Source organism: Erythrobacter donghaensis (assembly GCF_001557325.1).
Taxonomy (GTDB): domain Bacteria; phylum Pseudomonadota; class Alphaproteobacteria; order Sphingomonadales; family Sphingomonadaceae; genus Erythrobacter; species Erythrobacter donghaensis_B.
The window spans coordinates 1-3313 of the sequence record NZ_LSJS01000215.1; the positions used below are offsets into that span (position 1 = coordinate 1).

Consider the following 3313-nt stretch of genomic DNA (forward strand, 5'->3'; position numbering starts at 1 on the left):
GGGATGGGCGAGCCAGTCGGTTGGCGGTGCGGCCACAGGGGCCAGCCGCTCGAGCGCGGCGGCTATCCGTTCGAGCGCCCCGCCGTCTTCCACCTCAGCCGACCAGCGCTTCGGCCGGCAGGGCGTAGAGCAGGTCTGCCCCGGCGGTGGCCGAGGATTCGAGTCCGGCCGCTTCGGGGACGATGCGATCCAGGAAGAAGCGCGCCGTGACGGGCTTGATCGCGGCCAGCTCGGGCGCCGCACCAGCGGCCACCGCTTGTACCTGCTTCATCAGCTGCCAACCCGCCACCGCGACGGCGGCCATGGTGCAGAAGGGAACGCTTCCGGCCAGCCGATCATCGAGGCTGGCCTCGTCCTGCATCCACAGCGCCACGCGAGCGCAGTCCCGGGCGAGGGCGCACAGCGTCGGCTCCTCGCTGGATTCGCGCGCGATGGTATCGAACAGAGCGAAAATCGCCTCGCCGCCCTCGAGCCCCAGCTTGCGGGTTACGAGATCGGCGGCCTGGATGCCGTTGGTGCCCTCATAGATCGGCGCGATGCGCGAATCGCGCCAGTGCTGGGCGGCACCGGTCTCCTCGACGAAGCCCATGCCGCCGTGGATCTGGATGCCGAGGCCGGAGACCTCGACGCCCACATCCGTGCCCCATGCCTTGAGCAAGGGCACAAGGATCTCCGAGCGGGTCTTTGCCGCCTCGTCGCCGAGATTGCCGCGATCGACCTGTCCGGCGCAGTAATAGAGCAGCGCGCGCACGCCTTCGGTGAGTGCCTTCATGCGCAGGATCATGCGGCGCACGTCGGGGTGCTCGATGATCGCCACGGGGGTCTTGTCGGGCGAACCGGCGCGCGCCGACTGGACCCGGTCGCGGGCATAGGCGAGCGCCTGTTGGGTCGCCCGCTCCGCGATCTGCGCGCCCTGGTTGCCGACATTAATCCGCGCGTTGTTCATCATCGTGAACATCGCCGCGAGCCCCTTGTTGGGCGCGCCGACCAGCTCGCCGATGCAGTCGCCATTGTCGCCGTAGCTCATCACGCAGGTCGGCGAGGCATTGATGCCGAGCTTGTGTTCGAGGCTGACGCAGCGCAGGTCGTTCTTCGGGCCGAGGCTGCCATCGGCGTTCACATGATACTTGGGCACCACAAAGAGGCTGATCCCGCGCGATCCTTCCGGCGCGCCGGGGAGGCGGGCCAGCACCAGATGGATGATGTTCGCGGCGAGGTCATGCTCGCCCCACGTAATATAAATCTTCTGGCCGGTGATCCGGTACTTGCCCGCGTGTTCGCCGGTCTCGATCGGTTCGGCAGTCGAGCGCAGCGCGCCGACATCGCTCCCCGCGGCAGGTTCGGTGAGATTCATCGTGCCCGACCACTCGCCGCTGACCAGCTTGGGCAGATACATCGCCTGCTGGGCGGGGGAGCCGTGGTGCTCCAAAGCCTCGATCGCACCGACGCTGAGCATCGGGAGCAGGGTGAAGGCCATGTTCGCCGCGCCGAGGTTTTCGAGGACGTTGCAGGCCAGCGTGAAGGGCAGGCCCTGACCGCCGTGGGCGGCGGGGGAGGCGATGGCGTTCCAGCCCTGCGCGACATAGGCGTGATAGGCGGCCTCGAAGCCCTCCGGCAGGCGCACCACGCCGTTTTCGAGCTTCGCGCCCTCGAGGTCGCCGATGCGGTTGAGCGGTGCGAACTCCCCGGCCGCGAACTGGCCGACGCCTTCCACGATGGCCTCGACAAGGTCGGGCTCGGCATGGGCGAAGCGTTCGCTCGTGGCCAGCTCGTCGATCCCGGCATTGACGCGGATGGCGAGCAGCTGGTCGGCGGTCGGCGGGGTGAAGGGGGTCACTTGGGGGGCGTCCTTGCGGGTCTGCGGGGGCTGCGCTCTTGGCAGGGCGGGCAAACGAATATAGCGCCGGGGCATGAGCGGCAAGAACGTTACGGAAGTGCGGCTGGCGGATGCCGAAGGGATCGCCGAGGCGGCGCGAATCCTCGAATCGGGCGGGCTGGTGGCGGTGCCGACCGAGACGGTCTACGGGCTTGCCGCGCGGGCCGACAGCGCCGAGGCGGTCGCGAAGATTTACACCGCCAAGGGCCGTCCGGATTTCAATCCGCTGATCGTGCATGTGCGCGGGGTGGAGCAGGCGCGGGAACTGGCGGAATTGCCGCATCAGGCCGATGTGATTGCCGATCTGGTCTGGCCCGCACCTCTGACGATGGTGGTGCCGCTGAGGCCCGGCGCAAATCTCGCGCCCGCCGTGACCGCGGGCCTGCCCACGGTTGCCCTGCGCAGCCCGAACCATCCGGTGATGCAAGCCTTGCTCGCGGCCTGCCCCTTCCCGCTCGCTGCACCGTCGGCCAATCGCAGTGGCTTCGTCAGCCCGACCAGCGCGGCACATGTGCTGGCAACGCTCGACGGGCGGATCGACCTCGTTCTTGACGATGGGCGACCCTGTGCGGAGGGCCTGGAGTCGACAATCGTCGCGATCCGGACCGATGGCAGCTGGGAGGAACTGCGCCCCGGTCCCATCAATCTGGATGCGCTGCACCAACACTATTGGGACGAGCCCTATCCACGGGCCGGAAGGGGCGAGCGGTCCAGAATCGAAGCACCGGGCCAGCTCGCCAGCCACTATGCGCCGGGCAAGCCCTTGCGTCTGAACGCCGAGTGGGCTGAGCCGGATGAATTCCTGATCGGCTTCGGCGCGGTCGAGGGCGACGTTACCCTGTCAGCCGGCGGCAATCTCGACGAGGCCGCGTCCCGCCTTTACGCGGCCCTGCACGAGGCCGCCCGCGCCCCGGAGCCGCGCATCGCGGTCGCCCCAGTGCCCGAGAAGGGCGTGGGCCGCGCGATCAACGATCGGCTGCGGCGCGCGGCGGCTTAGTCTTCCTCAGGCTCCACCGGGATCCCCGGCGCCAGCGCCTTCATCTCGGCGCGGATTGCCTGGGCGCGGTCGCAGGCCTCGTCATCGCCCTCGCCGCAGCGCTCCATCGCCCTAGTGTAGGCGCGGTCGAGCTCGCCCATGCGCTCCTCGCGCTGGCGGATTTCGCGGCCGCGCTTTTCGTCGGCTTCGGACTGGCTGGTGGTGGCGAGGTCGACGCCCTTGCTCACCACGCGCACCGGCGCTGTGACCACGCCGACCGCGGCCTTGGCGAGGCATCCTTGAAGGGCGAGCGCGGCAAACCCGAGGGCGAGGAATCGGAGCGGGGACATGACCCGCAAAGTCTCGCTCAGCGGTTACGATCTGGCAAATCCTATTGCGCGGGCTTCGCCGGGGCCGCGCAATAGGATTTGCCAGATCGTAACCGCTGAGCGAGACTTTGC

The 3313-nt window shown here is 68.8% G+C and carries 3 protein-coding genes; 1 reads left to right on the top strand and 2 read right to left on the bottom strand.

Annotation, left to right across the window (positions count from 1 at the left end):
* Positions 1-94: 94 nt before the first annotated feature.
* Positions 95-1837 (bottom strand): acyl-CoA dehydrogenase, encoded by a 1743-nt coding sequence (locus AX692_RS13015; RefSeq protein ID WP_073974512.1) that lies wholly within the window; start codon positions 1835-1837, stop codon positions 95-97.
* Positions 1838-1910: 73 nt separating this feature from the next.
* Between AX692_RS13015 and AX692_RS13020 the strand changes: the two genes are divergently transcribed.
* The gene (locus AX692_RS13020; protein WP_073977302.1) at positions 1911-2873 is read left to right on the top strand and encodes an L-threonylcarbamoyladenylate synthase; all 963 of its coding nucleotides are present in this window, start codon (positions 1911-1913) and stop codon (positions 2871-2873) included.
* Here AX692_RS13020 and AX692_RS13025 read toward each other — a convergent pair.
* Positions 2870-3202 (bottom strand): hypothetical protein, encoded by a 333-nt coding sequence (locus tag AX692_RS13025; RefSeq protein WP_073975677.1) that lies wholly within the window; start codon positions 3200-3202, stop codon positions 2870-2872. The two genes, AX692_RS13020 and AX692_RS13025, sit on opposite strands and share 4 nt — an antisense overlap.
* Positions 3203-3313 lie beyond the last annotated feature (111 nt).